Raw genomic sequence first — 18,244 nt, forward strand, 5'->3', positions numbered from 1 at the left:
TACTTCCTGCCTTACACACTCTATGAAGCCACTTAATCAAGTTGAACGAACGAAACGGTGGGGCCAATTTCTCGGCCTATATGCCACTCTACTCCTACTAACGGCATTGAGCTGGTGGTTATCACTGGCCCTGATTCCGCAATTAACCAGCGTACAGCAAAATCAAACCATGCAGGAATTGATGGCTTATCGGAAACAACTCACCGGAACGGACAAGATGCTGACCGACATCGAACAGGGCGCTCCGCTGACCGATAACTGGCTTAGAACGTTCTACGCCAATGCCAGTGCTTTGGATCAGCAATTTCCGAAACCATTATTTATGGCTACCACCAACAGCTACCGACAGTTGGCTGGTGAGTATGAGAATGCCCGTAAGGTGGGTGACGAAGGCGTTCAACTGCTGAATTCGCAAAAAATTCAACTTGAAGCAAAAAAAGCCGCATTACTGGCCGCCATGGCGGCTACCGGTAAAGAATTGAAAGAAATAGCCGCAGCGCCGAAACCAGGCGGAGCTAAACCAGCGCCTGCCGCACCGGCAGGCCCGGTCATTAATCCAGGGCTGTATGGCCCATTCAAACCATTGCTCATTTCAGGAACTGGCGAATTTGGCAAAAACCAACCTGAGATCAACGCTTCCGTACAATTCATGATTGTTCGCGAACATCAGGTAGTACTGGCCGTATACTTTGAAACCGGCGGTGCCGAAGCCGGAACCCTGGCCAAAGTGACCGAACGAAAAGAGCTCTATACCGCTCCTCCTGGGTTTAAAATCGTCGGATTATCGGTTCCGGAGCGGACACCCTGGCGAATCAATTATATCGATAAAAACACAAAGGAAGATCAGTTTGCCATTGCTGAAGGGCTAATGACCCTAATGATAAATGGTAATACGACCGGGCTCGATATTGGAGCTACGGGTGGAAGTGCGCTGTCAATTCAACTAAAAAAACAGATTAAAGTCGAGTTAGAAAAAGAATGAGTTTAACGTAGCCAGCTTAGGCTAGTTACTTACCTTACTACTCCCATGAAAGAAAACACATCATTGAAACGATACGGGGTTGCCGTTTTCGTTCTGGCAGGACTGGCAACACTGACCGCTCAGGCACAGGATAAACCTGTACGTAAATATGCGGGAGGAATGCGCCTGAATCGAACGCGCTCGCTGACGGTCATGACCAAAGCTCCACTGGCAACGCGCAGTTTTGCAAACCTGCCCGCCCAGGTGTCTTACGAACAGTTCTGCCCGAGTGTTGGCGACCAGGGGAAACAGGAAACATCGGTTGCCTTTGCGACAGCCTATTACCTGCGGACAATCATGGAGGGAAAGGAAAAGAACCTCACCCAAAAGCCACAGATTGACGATGCCCGCTTTTCGCCGACCTTTGTTTACGATAAAATCCGGGACCCGAAAGACGTGAATTGCCAGGGAGGGGGTACCATCGAAGAAGCCCTGGACGTATTGAAAGTCGACGGTGTACCTAAGTTGCGCACGTTAACGTATCCGCTTTGTAATCAGGCCATTCCACCTACGGCGGCTAAAGAAGCCTCTCAATTCCGGATTGGTGATTATCAGCAGTTATTTACCGAACAGACCGAGTCGGCTCAGAAAGTACTGGCGGTAAAGAAAGCACTGGCCGAAGGCAATCCGGTTGTAGCCGGTATTGGTGCGCCTTTGTCGTTCGAAGAAGCCCGAACTGTTTGGGAACCAGCCCCCAACGAAAAAGCCACGGATATTCTGTATAACCAGGCTATCTGCGTAATCGGCTATAGTGATAAACAATATGGGGGTGCTTTCCGGATTGTCAATAGCTGGAATACCGGCTGGGGCGAAAAAGGGTTCTGCTGGATTCCCTATACGTACTTCGGGAAATTTGTGCTGAATGCGTTTCAGGTTTACGAAGCGGTTCAGGAAGCGGGTAATCGCCCTGGAACGGTAGTGCTGACGAGCACCAGCAAGGGGAATAAAGAAGCGGAAATCCGGCCGGGCGACGATCTGCGCCGAGGCTCCGCTGAGCTTAAGCTGAATGATGGTTCAGTTATGGAAGTAACCCGTCAGGCCACGCGCGACCTGAAAGTTGTCTCCGATGAGTCGGCTCCTACCGACATCCGACCCTATCGCATGGCTAAAGCCTACGATTCCGGAACCCGGTTCAAGTTCTATCTGAACAATTCTGAAAACGCCTATGTCTATGCCCTTACGACGCAAAAAGACGGTGAAATCGAAAAACTGTTTCCGGCTGACGAACTGACCAGCCCATTGCTGGGCCCCAACACAACCATCGCTTATCCGTCGGAAAACAGTTCGATCGTGATGGAAAAGCACAAGGGCAATAAGGCAGACTATCTCTTGATTCTGTTTGCCAAGCGCCCGCTAAATATGGACGGTTTCATCAAAACGCTTGATCGCAAAAAAGGTCCGCTCGATAAACGTGTGGCCGATGTGCTGGGCGACCAGCTGGTCAAACAGGACCAGATCCGCTATCGCGATAATCAGGTTGGGTTCGAGGTTAAGCCCGGCGTTACGGGCAATGTTGTTCCACTAATTATTGAATTACAATACAAGTAGTTAGGCGTAACGGGGTAATCAGGTTAGTACGGCATTACCCCGTTACGCTAATTTCCCGCTTACCAATCACCCCAATTTAGCACCTTTCGTACGGTTTGGCGTTCATTCCTGAACAAGATATTGCAGACACGGCTTGCAGCCGGTATTTTTGGGCTGTACTTTTGTTCAACCATGACCGATCTCTTCTCTGCCGAATCGATTGTCAGTTTACTGACCCTGACATTTCTGGAAATTGTCCTGGGAATCGATAACATCATTTTCATTTCTATTGCCGCCAACAAACTGGCTCGCCAGGATCAGGCTAAAGCGCGCAACATCGGATTAGCACTGGCAATGGCCTTCCGATTGATCTTACTGCTTGGCATTTCATTTGTGATCTCGCTCAGCAAGCCCTTTACCCACATTGATGCGGGTTGGTTCAAGGCTGCTTTCACGGGCCAGAGCCTGATTCTGTTTGCGGGTGGATTGTTTCTGTTGTATAAAGCGACTTCCGAAATTCACCACAAGCTGGAAGGGGGTGAGCACGAAGAAACCGAAGGGGGTGCCAAAGGGAAATCAACCGTGGCCAGTGTGGTCACTCAGATTGCCATTACCAATATTGTATTCTCGATCGATTCCATTCTGACAGCTATCGGTCTGACCCAAAATGTTGCGATCATGATGATTGCCGTGGTGCTTTCTATTCTGATCATGATGTTTTTTGCGGGGCCGGTCGGTAAGTTCGTCAACGACCATCCCACGATTCAGATGCTGGGGCTTGCATTCCTGATTATGATTGGCTTTATGCTCGTAGCTGAAGGTGCACACCTCTCCGAAGTCGTCATTTTCAAGCAGGAAGTTGGTACGGTGCCGAAAGGGTACCTCTATTTTGCGATCGCGTTCTCACTGCTAGTAGAATTCCTCAACATTCGTCTTCGGAAAAAGCAGGACCCTATTCAACTGCACGGCTACGAAGAAGAAGCGCATCGCGAGGGTATGATTTAATTTGAATCGATAGGCGTCAGTCAGGCGTTTCAGGCCAGAAAATCCTGCTGACTACTGACGCCTATCGATCAACAACTTTAGTTATTTTGTCTCTCACCGACCAGCTTAACGACATTCTGAGAAGTCTTGGCGGCTTCGGGCCTATGGCCTGGTTGTCGGCGGCTTTTTGTGGACTATTAATCACTGAACTTATTCTAATACGGTCAACGTCGCGGATTAAAACGCGATACTGGCTGGCTGGTCTAAGCATTACCTCGATCCTACTCGCTGGCGTATGGACGGTGCTATCGCCCACACGAGGTTTTTTGTTTATGCACCTGCTGTTTGTCGATAACCAGGCTATTTATTTCCAGGTAGTCATTGCCTTAGCGGGCGTATTTGTCCTACTGTATGAATTATTGACCACCCGGCCCCTACACCAGCCTAAAGAAGGTTTGCTCCCGGTAGAATGGTATTCGATTCTGGTGGCAATGACATTGGGGCTATTTCTAATGACCGTATCGGTAAACCTGCTCAGTATCTATCTGAGTATCGAACTGGTTTCCATTTGTTCCTACCTGCTCACTGCCCTCACCGCCGACCGGAAAGCGTCGGAGGGCGGCATTAAATACTTGCTATTCGGGGCTGTTAGCTCAGCTGTCATGCTATACGGTATGTCATTGCTTTATGGTATGACGGGAACCCTCGACCTTACGGCCGAAACGTTCGGTATCGAACTCGCCAGTCAGGATGCGGCCGTCGCTACCGTTGCCATCTTACTCACCCTGGCTGGCTTACTGTTTAAATTAGCTGGCGTTCCGTTTCACGTATGGACACCCGATGCTTATGAGGCAGCTCCCGTACCCGTAGCCGCGTTTTTCTCCGTTGCCCCCAAAGCAGCCGCTGTGCTGGTTCTAATGCGGATCGTAACGACCTTACCCGTTGGCTCATCGATAGCGCAAACACTGACCGGAACAACGATCATTTCTCTGCAAACACCACTGGCTGTGCTGGCGCTGGCCGGTATTCTGATCGGAAATCTATCGGCCCTTCGCCAGACAGATGCCAAGCGACTACTCGCCTATTCTACGATTGCCCATGCTGGCTTCCTGCTAGTAGGTGTTGTAGCCTTAACGGAAGCTGGATTTGAGGCCGTTCTGTTTTATGCCGGAACGTATCTGTTCATTTCACTGGCAGCTTTCTTTCTGATCGATTTGCTGGCTCGTGCCAATGGTACTGACCTAACCATTAGCCAGTTCGCGGGTCTTGGCCCGAAATTTCCGCTCTTGTCGGTTGCGCTGACGGTCGTTATGCTTGCGCTAACAGGATTGCCGCCAACCGTTGGCTTTACGGCAAAACTCCTGGCATTCTCGGCACTTTTCGATGCCTACCAGCATACCAGTGATAATTGGCTACTGGCACTTTTCGTACTGGGCTTGCTAAATGCGTTGATTTCGCTGGTTTATTACCTGAAAATCCCCTTTCTGCTCTTCTTCCGACCAGCCCTCGCTTCATCGGAGCAACCATCAGCCGAAAACGTAGCGAAACCGGCGGTCTGGCTGGCGGTGGGGCTGGTCGTGCCAATCATTGGGCTTTTCTTAAAGCCAGACTGGTTACTGCAATTTCTGACGGGATGGTAATGGATCAGACCAACTCATTTCCACTGCATGACGTCCAGAACATTCGGACAGAAATCATATTCATCTGGTTGATTGGAGCCAATGAGCAGAAGCTGGGGAGAATGATTGGCTGGTCCGGTAAGTTGTAATACCTGCTCTTTATACCAGGCTGCGCCCTGTCGATCCAGATTGGACGTTGGTTCATCGAGAATAACGACCGGCGATTCAGAGAAAAAAGCCAGACCGAGTTTAACCCGCTGTTTCATACCCGATGAAAAATACTTGATCTCTTTATGGCGGGCATGAGTCAGCATTAACCGTTCGGCAACCAGCTCGGGCGTAAGGCCGGCTTTAAAAGGCTTGAACGTCTGGTGAAAGGTCAATAACTCATCAAGCGAAAGTTCTTCAACCAGTTCGAGATAAGGAGCCGCAATACTCACCTGTCGGAACCAATCATCGGGGTCAATTATCTTATCCTGTCGGCTATACACCAGTTTCCCCTCCGTAGCGGGCAAGTTGCCAGCAAGTAGTTGTAATAGCGTTGATTTTCCACTGCCATTCGGCCCGACGAATGTGTAACTTGTTCCGGCAGTGAGGGTTAGGTCAACCCGGCGAAAGATCCACTCTTTCCGGTATTTTTTCCCTAACTGCTCAGCTCTGATTACCATAAACGAATTTTGTATAAATGGATAGTATAAATGGATACGGTAAAATGACGTTTCTCACCTTGTCATTTTACCGTATCCATTTATACTATCCATTAACCCTACTCCCGATCTCCGTTTGTTGAGGGGCCTTTCATGATACCTCGTTCCGAACTACGGATAAAATTCACAATTTCATCACGCTCGTCGGACGGTGGTAACTCCAGCTCAATCTGAGTTAAAGCCTCAGCATTATTCAGCCCACGCAGATAGATATAGCGGTAAATTTCCTGAATCTGATTAATCTTGTCGTTATCGAAACCACGACGACGGAGCCCAATCGAATTGATTCCCGTATAAGAGAGTGGCTCACGAGCTGCCTTTGTGAAAGGCGGGACATCTTTTCGAACCAGCGACCCGCCCGAAATCATGGCATGAGCGCCGATCTTAACCCACTGATGCACCGAGCTTGACCCGCCAATAATAGCCCAGTCGCCCATATGGACATGACCGGCCATCTGTACGTTGTTAATAATCAGGCAATGATTTCCGATACGGCAATCGTGCGCTACGTGTGCATAAGCCATGACGAGACAATTGGCACCGATTTCGGTTTTCCAGTGCTCTTCGGTACCCCGGCTGATGGTGGCATACTCCCGAATGGTTGTATTATCACCGATGAATGTCCGGGTGTATTCGTTATTGAATTTTAAATCCTGTGGTGTTGATGAAATAACAGCACCCGGATAAATCTTACAGTTACGACCAATACGTGCTCCCTCGTTAATAACGGCGTGCGAACCAATCCACGTTCCTTCGGCAATTTCAACGTCTTTGTGAATGATGGCAAACGGCTCAATCACCACGTTCTGCGCAATCTTCGCTTCAGGGTGAATATAGGCTAATGGTTGAATCATATTTTCAGTTCAAATAGCTTTCAATTTACAATTTACAGTTGCCTGGACTTAACTAGCAGCGCCGTCGGCTAACTGTAAACCGAAAACTGAAAACTGAAAACTATTTCTTTTTGACAAGACTGGCAATCATATCGGCTTCGCAAACGAGATTGGTGTTCACATAACCACGTCCTTGCATTTTTACGATTCCCCGCTTCATTGGTGACGTAAATTCACATCTAAAGATTACGGTATCCCCTGGCAAAACGTTGCGACGGAAACGGCAATTCTCAATACCGATCAGGTAAGGCCAGTAGTTTTCTGGATCAGGCACCGTGCTAAGAACCAGAATACCACCTGTTTGCGCCATTGCTTCGAGTTGCATTACACCCGGCATTACCGGATTGCCCGGAAAATGGCCAGGGAAGAATGGCTCATTCATTGTCACGTTCTTGATACCCACTACGCTATTTTCATCCAGCGCAATAATCTTATCGATCATCTGGAATGGGTAGCGGTGCGGCAATAACTGCGATATACGATTGATGTCCAGAACAGGTGGCTGCTTGGGATCGTAATGAGGTACCTGGTTAGCCGCGTTTTTCTGGATGAGTTTCTTGATTTTTTTGGCAAAAGCGACATTAGCCGCGTGTCCAGGGCGAGCCGCCAGAATCTGTGCTTTGATAGGCCGACCAATCAGAGCCAGATCACCAACCACGTCCAGCAGTTTATGGCGAGCCATTTCGTTCGGGTAATGCAACTGCGTATTATTCAGAATACCCTCCCGCCGATTCACGCTGACCTTGGGTTTGTGAAGCAGATCGGCCAGGTAGTCCAGTTCGCCATCTTCAACATCGCGGTCTACAATAACAATGGCATTGGTCAGGTCGCCCCCTTTAATCAGATTCTGTTTGAATAAGGCTTCCAGCTCATGCAGAAAGACAAATGTTCGGGAGCTGGCAATCTGTTCAGGAAACTGGCTAATGTCGTTCAGGTAAGCATGCTGGCTGCTGATCACCCGCGAATTATAATCAACCATCACCGTCAGTCGGTAATCATTGAGCGGAAGCGCAGCCAGTTCGATATCTTTTTCGGAGTTCTTATAATGAACATACTCATTGACTTCGAAGTAGTTACGTGTTGCGTTCTGCTCTTCGATTCCAGCTTCCTGAAGTGCATTGATAAATTGAATCGACGAACCATCCATAATTGGTGGCTCTGGCCCATCCAGTTGAATCAGCACATTGTCTAGCTGTAAACCGACCAATGCAGCCAGTGTATGTTCGACCGTATGAATGCGCGCTCCACTCTGTTCAATGGTCGTGCCGCGTGACAGGTCGACTACATTGTCGACATCGGCATCGACGATAGGCTGCCCAGGCAAGTCAATGCGTTGAAATTTATAGCCGTGATTAGTCGGAGCGGGAAGGAATGTCATCGTAGCCGAAACGCCCGTATGCAAGCCTACACCTGATACCGAAACGGCTTTTTGAATCGTCTGTTGTTTGGTATTCATTCTTATCCAGTTCTCAGCTTTCAGTTCTCAGTTTTCAGTTGACTGAGCGCCCCGGCAGACCGGAACGCTTTACTGAACCCTAAAAACTCCAAACCGCACCGGCGGCCCGGTGTAAACTATTTTTCTGTTTTCTTTTCCAAATAAGTCAGTCGTCGTTCCAGGTCTGGTAAGCGCCTGAAAACGGCCAGTGAACGCATGCTTTCTTTTAGTCCAAAAGCGGGAGAACTGTTGAGGGCCGTCCCTTCTTCATACACATTTTTACCGACGCCCGACTGTGCACCCACTTTAGTACCATTGGCAATAGTGAGGTGGCCGGCAAAGCCCACCTGACCGGCAATTGTACAATTTTCGCCGATTTTCGTCGAGCCAGAAATGCCAGTTTGCGCGGCTATTACCGTGTTTTTACCAATTTCAACATTGTGGCCAATCTGGATCAGGTTATCTAGTTTAACCCCTTGCCGGATAATGGTCGACCCCATTGTGGCACAGTCTATTGTGGTATTGGAGCCCACATTGACAAAGTCCTCCAGAATGACATTGCCAAGCTGCGGGATGGTTTTATACGTACCATCGGGCTGGGGTGCAAAGCCAAATCCTTCGCTGCCAATTACAGCGTTTGGATGAATAACGCAATACTGCCCGATAATGCAATTGTCCAGTATGCGAGCGCCAGTATGAATAATTGTATTATCGCCAATGCGGACATTATCGCCGATGTAGGCATGGGGATAAATCTTAACGTTGTGTCCAATGCGGCAGTTTCGCCCAACGTAAGAAAACGCTCCCCGGTAAACCTGTTCACCAAACTGGGCACCATCACCGGCAAATGCGGGCTGCTCTACGCCAACGCGCGCAAAGCTCATTCGCTGGTGATACTCTTCAAGGAGACGCGTGAAGGCCGAGTACGAATTTTCGACAAAGATAAGCGCTGCCTCAACGGGTTTTCGAGGCTGAAACGAACGATCAACAATCACCGCCGATGCCTGCGTTGTGTAGAGATGCGGTTCGTATTTGAGGTTCGACAAAAACGAAATATCACCGGGCCGGCCTTCCTCTATTTTAGCTAATTTAGTAATGGCCAGTGTATCATTCCCGGCTACCTCACCTCCCAGTAACGTGGCAATCTGCTTGACTGTAAACTCCATATGCGTATGACGACCATCGCAAAACAGTCGCTTATGCCGACTATTTTGGGCGCTAAGGTAGGTAACAAATTGCACTTTTCGGATAAAATCCCCGGAAATAGTGTTGTGTGGTTGGGTAATTGGTGGATTCGGCAAACTGGCGATAGCATGATCGGCCGTAAACTCCCCGGTTATCAGCTCATTTACCTACCCAGTTATCTATTTTCAGTTCTTTCGCCCAGCAAACATAATATCGGCGGACAATATTGGTTAGCACCCGAATATTTGACAGATCAGACGCATCGGCAATATCAATCACCTTCCCGGATTTAAGCTTTATGTTAATCCGGTCGCCGGAGGGCAGGTAAGCCGCATTCGTTGCCTGGCCCTCTACCAGAAAATACGATAGTTCTTCGTCTGGTAAACCCAATTGACGCAGTTGCTCTTCGAGTTCATTGAGCAATTCGCCCGCAAACGGTTCGGTTGAGAGCATAATTTTGAACAGACGCCGATCGAGCAGCATCTGACAAAGTGCCGACAATACAGAATCGTTGTGCAATGCCCATTGTTTAACGCATCCCCAGACATCGTAATCGTCTAATTGGGTAAAGGCTTCGATATAGGCCGGGCTTGCCAGAAAAGCATCGAGCGAAACGCTTTCGCGTAAGAACAACATGAACGTCTGGGGTGCAAAAACCGTCTCTCCCTGCCGGATAAGAAACCGGGCCCGACGCAGAATCTGAATCAGCATCGATTCGCAGCAAATGGACGTTTTGTGCAGATAAACCTGCCAGTACATCAACCGTCGGGCGTTCAGAAAATTTTCGACGCTCAAAATACCTTTAGCTTCTACTACAAGCTGGTCATCAACCAAATCGAGCATCTTAATAATCCGCTCGGCACCAATGGCTCCTTCGGCCACGCCCGTATAATAACCGTCGCGGTTGAGGTAGTCCATACGGTCCATATCCAGTTGACTCGAAATCAGTTGATGGAAAAATGGGCGTTCGTACGTTCCTTCAAACATGCTGATGGCCATTGTTAATCGGCCATTAAACTGCCGATTCAGTTCATGCATGAGCAGCAGCGAAATTTTTTCATGGTGTACGTCGTCGAGCAGACAACATTCCAGCACATGCGAAAACGGCCCATGGCCAATATCGTGAAGCAGAATAGCGATCTGTGCGGCCTCACATTCATCGTCGGACAAATAATGACCTTTCCCTTTGAGTGTCTGGGTAGCCTGCCCCATTAAGTGCATGGCACCCAGGGCATGGTGAAAACGGGTATGCAGTGCCCCCGGATACACATATTCCGACAATCCTAACTGTTTAATCCGGCGCAATCGCTGGAAAAATGGATGCTCTACCAAATCGAACAACAAGTCGGTCGGGATGCTAATGAATCCATAAACCGGATCATTGAGTATTTTCTTCTTGTTATGCGCTGACATTCAGCAAAGATAGGCAGATGAGCGAACAGGATTGACAGGATTTTTTCACCATAATTAGCAACATACTGCAATTCTGTCGAAAAAATCGTAAATTTGCACCGCTGAATCTGAGTAATCGATCAGCAATGGGCTTGTAACTCAGTCGGTTAGAGTGCCTGACTCATAATCAGTAAGTCGCAGGTTCGAGCCCTGCCTGGCCCACAACTCGAAATTATCAATCTCTTTCCGTCATCCCTAAAGCCCATTTCCAATTCGGATCATGGGCTTTTTTGCGTCTTATATCGCCGGTTTGTCCTTTACTAATCCGCAGTACACTCCTGAAGCTAACAGCTATTACTCACTCCTGCTCAATTTCCGGGAGCAGATTCGGGTCGATACCCGTTTCTTCCTTAATTGCCTCCAGGTTTTCTTTTAGCTCTTCAATATGCATGGGAATACCATCACTAGGGTCAGGATAATGCACCTGATCGGATTCTGGTGTGCCCGAATTATCCGTTCCTATCGGCTTAGCTAACTGCTCTTTATCGGTATCTACTTGCTTTTTCATAAGGATGATATCAGCGATTTAACTAATAAAGCAGAAAATTGAGTAGAAAGTTATGATCGTACAGCAAGTCGGTCAGTCTCTTGGAGTTATCCGTGCGGATTACCACACGTTAATGCTCACCCCGAATTTCGACATTGACAACTCCTGATTTATAAATATAGACCGAAGGTGCCAATTGTTCTTCCAGTCTACCCGTCAAGATATACTGAACCCGCAACATAGGATAGGCCTGCCATAGCGCCTTCAGGTGAACATCCTTCATCGATTCCACCCGGCCAATCATAATGTTATCGAGCGTGCCTTTGGCAATACCCGATGCCACGGCGACATCCTCGATGGAAACACCGATGCGTTTAAATTCTTTCCTCAGTCTGCTCCGAATTTCAGGATCACTTTTCATGCTCGCAACCGGTTGAGTCGGACTAGCTGTGTAGTCGTTGCCTAAGAATTACGCAAATCTAACAAAAAGAATTTGGTTTATTTGTTAGAATCGCGTAATTTTCGTCTATAATAATTGTTACAACTAACAATTATTTACTCTTTCATTCTAACTGGAGTCGGTTGATCGTATTAGTATCCTCAAAACAACAGCCCTATGCATCACTACGTGGAGCAATTTCATGCGATTAATGGACTGGTATCGGGCCGGATTGATGTTACCGAGTGCAGAGCCCCTATGCGGAAATCCATTACAAATCGGATTAAGACCGAAAGTTTGCCGGACTACAGGATCAGATTAGTCAAGGGAGTTGAGGCCAAGCGCTGCTTTCCCCCTATCCTTAAGCAGAGTTCCGGGACAACAAATCATCGGATGCCCTCTGCACGACATTCAACGAACCCAGGGTAGGCTACAACTGATCTAAGAAGGCTTATTCATCGATATGGATAAGCCTTCATTTTGGCCTATCTACATTATTTTCCTAAGTAGCCTGCCAATCACGACAACCGGAGGTATAAGCTGGTGTTTGTATAGGAATGTTAGGTACAGAGATGTGCCTTACGAAGCCGCGTGGCGCGGCAATATTCTGATGCTATTATTAGCTAGCCTATTCAATCCGTAGTAGCACACAGATAATGAATCTCTACTTTTCTTTTACGTTACTGTATTCCTTGTCAATTACTTTTTACAACCCGCCCACCTTTTTTATTATTGATGGCAATTGCTGTATGTGTAAGGTTACCCGTAGAGTGGCACCGTGCGATGAGTAGGGGTAACTGTATTAAACCCATTAGATCGAGATTACGAATTGGGTTTGTTTACACCCAGGTTTTCACGGGCATATTTTTCAGGATGATCAATAATATCGACGATCAGCGTTGCCAGGCTTTTCTGGGAAATGACCGAACCTTTCTCAGGTTCGCCTTTTCGGGTAGTTTCGTAATCCACTTCATCCGCACTGGTAAACCAGGTTGGGCGTAAAATCGTGTAGTCAAGGCCTGAAGCTTCAAACACATCGGCCCCTTTGCGGTAAGGTGTCAAAACGGGTCTTAAGGGCGTATCATAAATACCAATCGAGCTGATGAAGATGACTTTTTTGACCCATTCTTCATGCATGGCCTTTACTATGTTTTTGGTCATTGCTGCCAGATCGCCTGCCAGATTCACATACACGATATCCTGACCGGAAATAGCTTTTTTTAGCTGGTTATACTCCAGTACATTGCCTTCAATGACGCGATAGCTGGAAACATCCCTGCTCCCTAATCGGCGGGCATTTCGTAGAAACAATGTCAGGTTGATATCCTCTTTTTTTGCTAACAGATCAATAACCTGTTTCGCGATCGTACCACTCGCACCCAGAATAATTACGTTTTTCATTGTCAACTCGTTAATCTGTAAAATCAATAAAAGCTGCCTCACCGGGTGAAGCAGCTTTTATTGATTTTACAGCGACGCCATGTCGATCACAAACCGGTATCGGACGTCCCCTTTCAGCATACGGTCGTAAGCCGGGTGTATGTCTTCGATATTAATCAGTTCAATGTCGGATACGATATTGTTTTCAGCGCAGAAATCCAGCATTTCCTGTGTTTCTGCAATGCCACCAATACTTGATCCTGCGATGCTTTTTCGACCGGGAATCAGGCTGAATGCCAACAGGGCAGACGGGGTTGGAGGAGCGCCGACGCAAATGTGTACACCGTCGGTTTTCAGCAGAGCGAGATACTGATTGTAGTCGTGCTCAGCCGAAACACTATCCAGAATAAAATCGAAATAACCCGTTACAGATTCCAGTTGGGCCGGGTCGCTGGTAACGATAAAATTGTGAGCACCCAGCTTTCGGGCGTCTGCTTCTTTTTGGGGTGAGGTACTCAGAACGGTCACCTCCGCACCGAACGCCACACCGAATTTTATCCCCATATGTCCAAGGCCACCCAAGCCCAGAACGGCCAGTTTATGCCCTTTGCCTACCTTCCAGTGCCGGAGGGGAGAGTACGTCGTGATACCCGCACAAAGTAGTGGGGCCGCGGCCGCCAAATCCAGCGTTTCAGCAATGTGGAGTACGAAATCTTCGTGTACCACAATGGTATTCGAGTAGCCTCCGTAGGTAGGCGTTTTCTTATCCTGCTCCAGACTGTTGTAGGTGAGCGTATTACCGTTGGTGCAATACTGCTCCAATCCGTGCTGGCAATTAGCGCAGACACGGCATGAATCGACCATGCAGCCGGTACCTGCCAGATCGCCAACTTTAAATTTAGTCACCTGGTTGCCGACCGCTACTACCCGGCCTACAATCTCGTGTCCGGGAACCATCGGAAAAATGCCACCGCCCCACTCATCCCGTATCTGGTGAAGGTCAGAATGACAAACACCACAATGCGTAATATCAAATTGAACATCGTGTGCACCAACGTCACGTCGGTCTAAATTCCAGGGTGCCAATTGGGTATCTTTAGTTTGAGCGGCATAGCCTTTTGCAGCTATCATACTTGTCGGTTAGTTAGTTAATAAAAAACGTTAGGTAAGCGGAGAATCAAATTTTTCACTGCGCAGCCAATCCCTATTCCTTCACAACCTCATTCAGGCATGTTAACGCCGTCAGGGTGCGCGGATAGCCTACGTAGGGCGGTAATTTCTCGTGGTTCCGGTTGGCCGCTTCGGTTATGGTTGTTACAGGTCGGGTGGTATTTTGCTAGGTTTCAGGTTCCATAAACGCTAGTTTTTACGGTTTGCCAGAGCGGTTTATGGCTGATAGCTGTTGTATTCTTCATCTGTCACCGGTTCCACCCAATCTGCAGCACCTAATTGCGAATTGGGACCGATGGCAATGTGCGTAAATTCGCTGTCAGGTGTAGCCCCATGCCAGTGTATCAGATTCGGAAGGATTTGTACTACATCGCCTTTGCGAAGCAACTGTATGGGCTTGCCTTTTTCCTGGTAATAGCCTTCCCCATCGGTACAAATCAGGATTTGACCGCCTTTATGGCTGTGCCAGTTGTTTCGACAACCCGGCTCAAAAACGACGTTGCCCACAGTGGTATTGAACACAGAATTGTTCGAAACCAGCATGTTCAGCCAGGCCGTTCCCGTGAAGTATTCAGACGGCACTTTTTCGCCTTTCGTAAAAATGGCGTTTTGATTTTCTGTGGTATTCATAGGTCTTTCCTGTTTTGCAGGTATAAACAGCGGACAAATTGAAACAGAAATCCATTGTAGCGAACAAAGGATTTCAAACAGAAATGCATCCGTTTAGCTCATATCGGCCTACGACTTCTGGCTGGTAGGTCGGAACAGAATCTCGTTAATGTCCACGTCCTCGGGCTGACTGATGGCAAAAGCGACTGCCCTTGCAAACGAATCGGCCGGAATAGCATACTGCTCGTAAAATGCGTTGATGTTTTGGGCCGTCTCTTCGTCGGTGATGGTGTTGGGTAGTTCGGTCGCAACTGCACCCGGCGAGATGATGGTTGAGCGGACGTTGTACGGTTTTACTTCCTGACGAAGCCCTTCCGATATGGCCCGCACAGCATATTTGGTAGCGGAATAAACGACACTCCCCGGACCAACCCGATGGCCGGCTACGGAGGATACATTGATGATATGGCCTGCCTTCTGGGCCTTCATGTGCGGCAGTACGGCAGCAATTCCGTAGAGAACACCCTTAATGTTGACATCGATCATCTGGTTCCACTCGTCGATCTTGAGTTTCTCCAGCAGGGATTGCGGCATCAGGCCCGCATTGTTGATCATTACGTCGATACGCCCGTAGGTCTGAATGGCGATATCGACCAGTTTCTTCACCTGCTCGTAGTCGGTAACGTCGGTTTCCAGCGCCAGGGCCTTGCCACCGGCAGTTGTCAGTTCATCGGCCAACGATTGGATACGGCCAGTGCGCCGGGCACCTAGCACGACAATGGCACCTTCTTTCGATAAAAGTCTGGCTGCTGCTTCGCCCAGACCGCTGCTAGCTCCAGTGATGACGATCACCTTGCCTTCTATATTATTGCTATTATTGCTCATGGTTTGGCTACGTTTGCCGTAACGGCTTTAACGTTTAGTTGAGTACTTGAGTAAACCCAGGACAAAACTAGCATAGCCCATTCATGTGCGGGTAAAGATTATCAAACCAAAACTTAAGAATTTCAAACAACTTGCACACGCAATGCTCCGGGAGCTGTTCCGGTCATTTTTTTGAAGAAATTATTAAAATAAGTGGTATAGTCGAAGCCCAGCCCATAAGCAATGTCGGCAATGCTCCAGTCGGTATGGTGTAACAGGGCTTTGGCTTCGCTGATAATTCGTTCGGCAATATGGGCGGTCGTTGGCCTGCCGGTAACCTCTTTAACCGAACGATTGAGATGATTAACGTGTACAGCCAGCGTATTCGCGAAATCCTGTGCCGTTTTCAATTGCAACGGACGTTCGATACTTTCAATGGGAAACTGCCTTTCCAGTAGTTCAAGAAACAAGGAGACAATCCGTTCTGCCGCATTTTTGTGTTTAGAAAAGTTTTCTGAAGGTTGCAATTTTAGCGCTTCATGAATAAGCAAATTGATGTAGTTCCGAATGAGATCATTTTTAAAGACATAGTCAGTGTCTTGTTCTACGATCATCTTCTGATATATCGTAGCGATAAAGTCCTTATGTTCAGAGCTTAACGAAAAAATAGGCGTTCCGTCTATTCTGAATAAGGGCGATTCCTGAAGGCTTTCCGAGCGGTCATGCCCTTTTAAAAAATTTTCCGTAAAGAGACAGGCGTAGCCGTTATACGATGGTGAAACGATTTCCCAGGAATACGGGATATGGGGATTCCCAAAAAACAAAACGCTGCCGTCGGTTTCAAAGCTCCGGTCCGCATAATGAATAATGTTCTTACCGGTGTTCAGACAAATTTTGTAAAAGTCTTTCCGATTGTAATTGCGAACAATATTACTCTCGCTCTTTATTTCGTATACCTTAAACCCTTTGAGTTTAAGGTCAGCATTGAAATCAGAACCAGGGGCAGCACCAGGATTATCCATGCTGCAAAGTTAATAAATTCAAACGTTGAGTTGATAGGCTATGAATAACATACCTGGCTTGAGAAACGATCGAACCAGATGATTCTAAACACCGTCTAGCGCAAAGGGCATCTTACAGAACCGCTTACCTGTAGCAGCAAAAATGGCGTTGGCCAGTGCAGGAGCCAAAGCGGGCAATCCCGGCTCGCCCACCCCTTTTGCTTTACCACCTTCTGCCAGAATGTGCACTTCGATTTCAGGAACTTCGTTGATGCGCACGTGACTTATTTCGCTTTATACCTTACAACCCTGTCGATTTCTCCATTTGTTCGGTGTATCGAGACCCGACCACATCAATTTGAGCAGAGGCATCCTCAATCTCCTGAAGTTCCTGCGCCGTTAGCTGAATAGCAGCGGCTCCGTTGTTTTCCGTCAGGCGGTGCAACTTCGTGGTGCCCGGAATGGGAACAATCCAGGGTTTCTGCGCCAACACCCAGGCTAAGGCAATTTGAGCAGGCGTAGCATGCCGGCGTTCGGCAAACTGGTCCAGCAAATCCAGCAGGGCTTTATTGGCCATACGAGCTTCTTCGGTGTATCTCGGCAGAACATTACGAATATCGCCTTCGGCAAATTTGGTGCTTTCATCAATTTTACCGGCCAGAAAACCCTTTCCAAGCGGGCTATACGCTACCAAACCGATGCCTAATTCCTCGATCGTTGGCATGATCTCCTTTTCATGCTGGCGGGTCCAGAGCGAATACTCGCTTTGCAGAGCGCTAACTGGCTGGACGGCATGCGCCCGGCGGATGGTTTGCGCGCCCGCTTCCGATAAACCGAAGTATTTCACTTTACCTTCCTGAATCAGGTCCTTCACCGTTCCCGCTACGTCTTCTATTGGTACATTCGGGTCAACCCGGTGTTGGTAGAATAAATCAATTGCATCTACTCGGAGCCGCTTCATCGACGCTTCGGCCACTGCTCTGATGGTTGACGGACGGCTATTCAATCCAACCTGTTTCCCATCCTGGAAATTAAAGCCGAATTTAGTAGCAATTACCACGTTGCCTTTGAACGGCTCAAGGGCCTCGCCGACCAGTTCTTCGTTCGTGAACGGACCGTATACTTCAGCCGTATCGAAGAAGGTAACACCTTGTTCCACAGCAGCATGAATCAGCGAAATCATTTCTTTAGTGTCCTTAGCGGGGCCATAGCCAAAGCTCATGCCCATACAGCCCAGACCAAGGGCAGATACCTCAAGACCGCTGTTTCCCAGTTTGCGCGTTTGCATTGTTGTACTCATAACGTGTCTATTAATTACCATACAAAACTACTGGGGCGGCAAATCGTTTAATAATGAAAATCAACCAGTTTGCCGAATGCTGTGCAGCAGGATAAGTCCTTCACAAGCGGCCTATTTAAATACCCAGGATTGTATTTTATCACTTAGTCTGCCGTGTAAGTGAATTAGTTT

Annotated in this window: 18 protein-coding genes and 1 tRNA gene; 5 read left to right on the forward strand and 14 right to left on the reverse strand. The window is 48.1% G+C overall.

All coding sequences use genetic code 11. From position 1 onward, the window contains the following. The first annotated feature begins 22 nt into the window (after positions 1-22). From GJR95_RS14270 to GJR95_RS14285, 4 genes are all read left to right on the forward strand, one after another. On the forward strand, positions 23-982 hold the full coding sequence (locus tag GJR95_RS14270) for a hypothetical protein (RefSeq protein ID WP_162386504.1): 960 nt from the start codon (positions 23-25) through the stop codon (positions 980-982). Between the two features lie 45 nt (positions 983-1,027). Beyond that, positions 1,028-2,569, forward strand: coding sequence for a C1 family peptidase (locus GJR95_RS14275; protein ID WP_162386505.1), 1,542 nt, complete (start codon positions 1,028-1,030; stop codon positions 2,567-2,569). 171 nt (positions 2,570-2,740) lie between these two features. Further along, positions 2,741-3,553: a TerC family protein gene (locus GJR95_RS14280; protein WP_162386506.1), complete on the forward strand. Its 813-nt coding sequence runs from the start codon at positions 2,741-2,743 to the stop codon at positions 3,551-3,553. Between the two features lie 86 nt (positions 3,554-3,639). Next, a complete protein-coding gene (locus GJR95_RS14285) occupies positions 3,640-5,172 on the forward strand; it encodes an NADH-quinone oxidoreductase subunit N (protein WP_162386507.1) in 1,533 nt (510 codons plus the stop codon). Between the two features lie 14 nt (positions 5,173-5,186). On the opposite strand, the gene GJR95_RS14290 is transcribed toward GJR95_RS14285, so the two are convergent. From GJR95_RS14290 to GJR95_RS14310, 5 genes are all read right to left on the reverse strand, one after another. Continuing rightward, entirely contained in the window at positions 5,187-5,819 is a 633-nt protein-coding gene (locus GJR95_RS14290; protein WP_162386508.1) for an ABC transporter ATP-binding protein, read from the reverse strand. A 98-nt stretch (positions 5,820-5,917) separates the two neighbouring features. Beyond that, the gene (gene lpxA / locus GJR95_RS14295; protein ID WP_162386509.1) at positions 5,918-6,712 is read right to left on the reverse strand and encodes an acyl-ACP--UDP-N-acetylglucosamine O-acyltransferase; all 795 of its coding nucleotides are present in this window, start codon (positions 6,710-6,712) and stop codon (positions 5,918-5,920) included. A 100-nt stretch (positions 6,713-6,812) separates the two neighbouring features. Then, complete coding sequence (locus tag GJR95_RS14300; RefSeq protein WP_162386510.1) at positions 6,813-8,207, reverse strand: bifunctional UDP-3-O-[3-hydroxymyristoyl] N-acetylglucosamine deacetylase/3-hydroxyacyl-ACP dehydratase; 1,395 nt, start codon at positions 8,205-8,207, stop codon at positions 6,813-6,815. Positions 8,208-8,323: 116 nt separating this feature from the next. Further along, positions 8,324-9,352, reverse strand: coding sequence for a UDP-3-O-(3-hydroxymyristoyl)glucosamine N-acyltransferase (lpxD, locus tag GJR95_RS14305; protein ID WP_162386511.1), 1,029 nt, complete (start codon positions 9,350-9,352; stop codon positions 8,324-8,326). Positions 9,353-9,530: 178 nt separating this feature from the next. After that, on the reverse strand, positions 9,531-10,784 hold the full coding sequence (locus GJR95_RS14310) for an HD domain-containing protein (protein WP_162386512.1): 1,254 nt from the start codon (positions 10,782-10,784) through the stop codon (positions 9,531-9,533). A 127-nt stretch (positions 10,785-10,911) separates the two neighbouring features. Here GJR95_RS14310 and GJR95_RS14315 point away from each other — a divergent pair. Continuing rightward, positions 10,912-10,985, forward strand: a tRNA-Ile gene (locus tag GJR95_RS14315). Positions 10,986-11,121: 136 nt separating this feature from the next. Here the strand turns inward: GJR95_RS14315 and GJR95_RS14320 are convergent. The 9 genes from GJR95_RS14320 to GJR95_RS14360 all read right to left on the reverse strand — a co-directional run bounded on the left by GJR95_RS14320 (position 11,122) and on the right by GJR95_RS14360 (position 18,061). Continuing rightward, on the reverse strand, positions 11,122-11,331 hold the full coding sequence (locus GJR95_RS14320) for a hypothetical protein (protein WP_162386513.1): 210 nt from the start codon (positions 11,329-11,331) through the stop codon (positions 11,122-11,124). A 109-nt stretch (positions 11,332-11,440) separates the two neighbouring features. Beyond that, the gene (locus tag GJR95_RS14325) at positions 11,441-11,731 is read right to left on the reverse strand and encodes a hypothetical protein (RefSeq protein ID WP_162386514.1); all 291 of its coding nucleotides are present in this window, start codon (positions 11,729-11,731) and stop codon (positions 11,441-11,443) included. A gap of 840 nt (positions 11,732-12,571) precedes the next feature. Further along, positions 12,572-13,150: an NAD(P)H-binding protein gene (locus tag GJR95_RS14330; RefSeq protein WP_162386515.1), complete on the reverse strand. Its 579-nt coding sequence runs from the start codon at positions 13,148-13,150 to the stop codon at positions 12,572-12,574. A 66-nt stretch (positions 13,151-13,216) separates the two neighbouring features. After that, a complete protein-coding gene (locus tag GJR95_RS14335) occupies positions 13,217-14,260 on the reverse strand; it encodes an NAD(P)-dependent alcohol dehydrogenase (RefSeq protein ID WP_162386516.1) in 1,044 nt (347 codons plus the stop codon). A gap of 255 nt (positions 14,261-14,515) precedes the next feature. Next, positions 14,516-14,929: a cupin domain-containing protein gene (locus GJR95_RS14340; protein ID WP_162386517.1), complete on the reverse strand. Its 414-nt coding sequence runs from the start codon at positions 14,927-14,929 to the stop codon at positions 14,516-14,518. A 108-nt stretch (positions 14,930-15,037) separates the two neighbouring features. Further along, positions 15,038-15,793 (reverse strand): SDR family oxidoreductase, encoded by a 756-nt coding sequence (locus tag GJR95_RS14345; protein ID WP_162386518.1) that lies wholly within the window; start codon positions 15,791-15,793, stop codon positions 15,038-15,040. A 122-nt stretch (positions 15,794-15,915) separates the two neighbouring features. Beyond that, complete coding sequence (locus tag GJR95_RS14350; protein ID WP_162386519.1) at positions 15,916-16,794, reverse strand: helix-turn-helix domain-containing protein; 879 nt, start codon at positions 16,792-16,794, stop codon at positions 15,916-15,918. A gap of 84 nt (positions 16,795-16,878) precedes the next feature. Next, complete coding sequence (locus GJR95_RS14355; protein WP_162386520.1) at positions 16,879-17,052, reverse strand: hypothetical protein; 174 nt, start codon at positions 17,050-17,052, stop codon at positions 16,879-16,881. A 22-nt stretch (positions 17,053-17,074) separates the two neighbouring features. Further along, positions 17,075-18,061, reverse strand: a complete 987-nt coding sequence (locus tag GJR95_RS14360; RefSeq protein WP_162391708.1) for an aldo/keto reductase — start codon at positions 18,059-18,061, stop codon at positions 17,075-17,077. Between the last annotated feature and the right edge of the window lie 183 nt (positions 18,062-18,244).

Source organism: Spirosoma endbachense, assembly GCF_010233585.1.
GTDB classification, from domain to species: Bacteria; Bacteroidota; Bacteroidia; order Cytophagales; family Spirosomataceae; genus Spirosoma; species Spirosoma endbachense.

Bases quoted from the DNA above. Each gene is read 5' to 3' on its own strand.
- GJR95_RS14270 (WP_162386504.1), top strand. From the start codon at position 23: ATGAAGCCACTTAATCAAGTTGAACGAACGAAACGGTGGGGCCAATTT.
- GJR95_RS14275 (WP_162386505.1), top strand. From the start codon at position 1,028: ATGAAAGAAAACACATCATTGAAACGATACGGGGTTGCCGTTTTCGTT.
- GJR95_RS14280 (WP_162386506.1), top strand. From the start codon at position 2,741: ATGACCGATCTCTTCTCTGCCGAATCGATTGTCAGTTTACTGACCCTG.
- GJR95_RS14290 (WP_162386508.1), bottom strand. From the start codon at position 5,819: ATGGTAATCAGAGCTGAGCAGTTAGGGAAAAAATACCGGAAAGAGTGG.
- lpxA (WP_162386509.1), bottom strand. From the start codon at position 6,712: ATGATTCAACCATTAGCCTATATTCACCCTGAAGCGAAGATTGCGCAG.
- GJR95_RS14300 (WP_162386510.1), bottom strand. From the start codon at position 8,207: ATGAATACCAAACAACAGACGATTCAAAAAGCCGTTTCGGTATCAGGT.
- lpxD (WP_162386511.1), bottom strand. From the start codon at position 9,352: ATGGAGTTTACAGTCAAGCAGATTGCCACGTTACTGGGAGGTGAGGTA.
- GJR95_RS14310 (WP_162386512.1), bottom strand. From the start codon at position 10,784: ATGTCAGCGCATAACAAGAAGAAAATACTCAATGATCCGGTTTATGGA.
- GJR95_RS14320 (WP_162386513.1), bottom strand. From the start codon at position 11,331: ATGAAAAAGCAAGTAGATACCGATAAAGAGCAGTTAGCTAAGCCGATA.
- GJR95_RS14325 (WP_162386514.1), bottom strand. From the start codon at position 11,731: ATGAAAAGTGATCCTGAAATTCGGAGCAGACTGAGGAAAGAATTTAAA.
- GJR95_RS14330 (WP_162386515.1), bottom strand. From the start codon at position 13,150: ATGAAAAACGTAATTATTCTGGGTGCGAGTGGTACGATCGCGAAACAG.
- GJR95_RS14335 (WP_162386516.1), bottom strand. From the start codon at position 14,260: ATGATAGCTGCAAAAGGCTATGCCGCTCAAACTAAAGATACCCAATTG.
- GJR95_RS14340 (WP_162386517.1), bottom strand. From the start codon at position 14,929: ATGAATACCACAGAAAATCAAAACGCCATTTTTACGAAAGGCGAAAAA.
- GJR95_RS14345 (WP_162386518.1), bottom strand. From the start codon at position 15,793: ATGAGCAATAATAGCAATAATATAGAAGGCAAGGTGATCGTCATCACT.
- GJR95_RS14350 (WP_162386519.1), bottom strand. From the start codon at position 16,794: ATGGATAATCCTGGTGCTGCCCCTGGTTCTGATTTCAATGCTGACCTT.
- GJR95_RS14360 (WP_162391708.1), bottom strand. From the start codon at position 18,061: ATGCAAACGCGCAAACTGGGAAACAGCGGTCTTGAGGTATCTGCCCTT.